The 2,100-nt window shown below is 62.1% G+C and carries 2 protein-coding genes; both read right to left on the bottom strand.

Features of this window, described 5'->3' with window-relative positions:
* Positions 1-540, bottom strand: a 540-nt coding sequence (locus tag NKH29_RS32510; protein ID WP_353001424.1) for a transposase, incomplete at its 3' end; no start/stop codon positions are given.
* Positions 541-923: 383 nt separating this feature from the next.
* Positions 924-1,946: an IS110 family RNA-guided transposase gene (locus NKH29_RS32505; protein WP_352773018.1), complete on the bottom strand. Its 1,023-nt coding sequence runs from the start codon at positions 1,944-1,946 to the stop codon at positions 924-926.
* Between the last annotated feature and the right edge of the window lie 154 nt (positions 1,947-2,100).

Raw genomic sequence — 2,100 nt, 5'->3', positions numbered from 1 at the left:
CGCCTGGCTGGCGATCACGCCCGCCTCGCGAGCCCGTTCATAGCGCGCGTCCAAGATGAGATACGGATAGCTTTCCTCGAGCCGCCGCGTGAAGAACGCCTTGAGCGCCTCATCCAGCCGCATCGTCGCCTCGCTCACCGTCGAGGCCGAGAAAGAGTGGCCGCACAGTTCCTCCGTCACCGCCTTCACCTTGCGGGTCGAAACGCCCTGCACGTACATCTCGACCAGCGCCGACACCAATGCCTTCTCCGAACGCTGGTAGCGCTCAAACAACTCCGTCGAGAACCGGCCAGCCCGATCCTGCGGAACGCGAAGCTCCAGCACCCCGACCCGCGTCACCAGCTTGCGCTCGTAATAGCCGGACCGGTAACTCGTCCGCTCCGCCGTCCGCTCGCCTTTCTCGGCCCCGATCGCCTCCGTCATCTCGGCTTCAAGAACCTCCTGCACGACACTCTGCAATGCCTGGCGAAAGCCGTCCTCATCCGACAACAGCAACGCTTTCAACTCGCCTCTGCTCAGTCTAACGTCTCGATTGGTCATGGCACTTCCCCTTCCACGGGAATCGGTGATCGCAACGTCACCACCGTGCCATGGCCGCTCGCCCCTCAGAGCAAGCGCCGTTCTCTCTCCAAAACTTTTTGCAGAACCTTCAGCACATCTGTGGACGCCCCCGTGAGCGCAAGAAGAATCTTCGAAAGGCGGTATAGCGGCGCGTAGTCGGGTGCTGACATCTGTCCGGCCTCTGATGCGGCCTTCCATTTGCCGCCGGCCCGTATGGGAGTTCGCCGATCGGATCCATATCACTACCGCGCGCTCGAAGCGCTCTGTGCTGAACTGGTTTTTCCGATCCGTCTCTCATCGACTGTCGCGCCATACCTCTCCGTGTGACCTTCCTACACCTGCGACGACCTCAGACCGAGCTGCTATGCTGCCACGGCCGGAGCCCTGTAGGTCCCACCTCTTGCCATGAGCGCCCAGACGATGCGGGCCATCTTGTTGGCAAGAGCGACGACCACAAGCATTGGCGGCTTGCGGGCGAGCATGCGCCCAAGCCACGATCCTTCACGAATGCCTCGCCGACGAGCATGACGCACGACAGCGCTCGCTCCGATGATAAGCAGGCGACGCAAAGTACGCTCGCCCATCTTCGATGTTGCACCGAGCTTCTGTTTACCGCCGGTTGAGCGTTGCAGCGGCGTCAGGCCCAGCCAAGCGGCGAAGTCGCGCCCCTTTCGGAAGATTGCGGCGCAAGGCGCCAGTGCAACCAGAGCCGTTGCCGTTATCGGACCAACGCCGGGGATTGTTGCCAACCGCCGCACGTCTTCATCCTCTCGGGCACGTCGTGCAATCTCGGCATCGAGCTGCTTGATCCTTTCCTCCAGCGATCTCAGCGTATCGACCAGCATGGTGAGGGCCAGGCGGGCTGCTTCTGGCAGATCGCCCTCAGGATCCTCTACCTTTTCCATCAGCTTGGCGGTGTGAGAAGGGCCCTGGGCAACGACCAGTCCATATTCTGCGAGATGGCCGCGCAAGGCGTTGATCGTCTGGGTGCGCTGCCGCACCAGCAGATCACGAGCCCGGAATACGGCCGCACTCGCCTGCTCCTCCTCACTCTTCACGGCGACAAAGCGCATGGTCGGCCGCTGTGCGGCCTCGCAGATCGCCTCGGCATCGGCGGCGTCGTTCTTCTGCCGCTTCACGAAAGGCTTCACATAGGATGGCGGGATCAGACGAACGGTGTGCCCGAGCTTGCCGATCTCGCGCGCCCAGTGATGCGCCCCAGAACAGGCCTCCATGGCGACCAAGCAGGCCGGCTGCCCAGCGAGAAACGCAAGCACCTTGTCGCGTCGCAGTTGCTTGCGGAAAACAATGGCGCCCGCCGCATCGGCTCCATGCGCCTGAAACACATTCTTCGCTAGGTCCAATCCGATCGTGTTAACTTCCATTGTGGACGCTCCCTCTCTTACGTGGCTGTCAAACACCACCATTCTGGCACATCGATGCCGTCGAGGGGGCGTCCACATGGGGTAATCGCGGGAGCGACGCGCCCTGGAACCGATCATAGCCTTGGAGGGTGGCTGTTCCCCGATAAGATGAAAT

Source organism: Mesorhizobium sp. M1295, from assembly GCF_040318135.1.
Classification (GTDB): Bacteria; Pseudomonadota; Alphaproteobacteria; order Rhizobiales; family Rhizobiaceae; genus Mesorhizobium.
The sequence above is the reverse complement of the archived record's forward strand: the minus strand, read 5'-3'. Positions and strand labels throughout refer to the sequence as shown.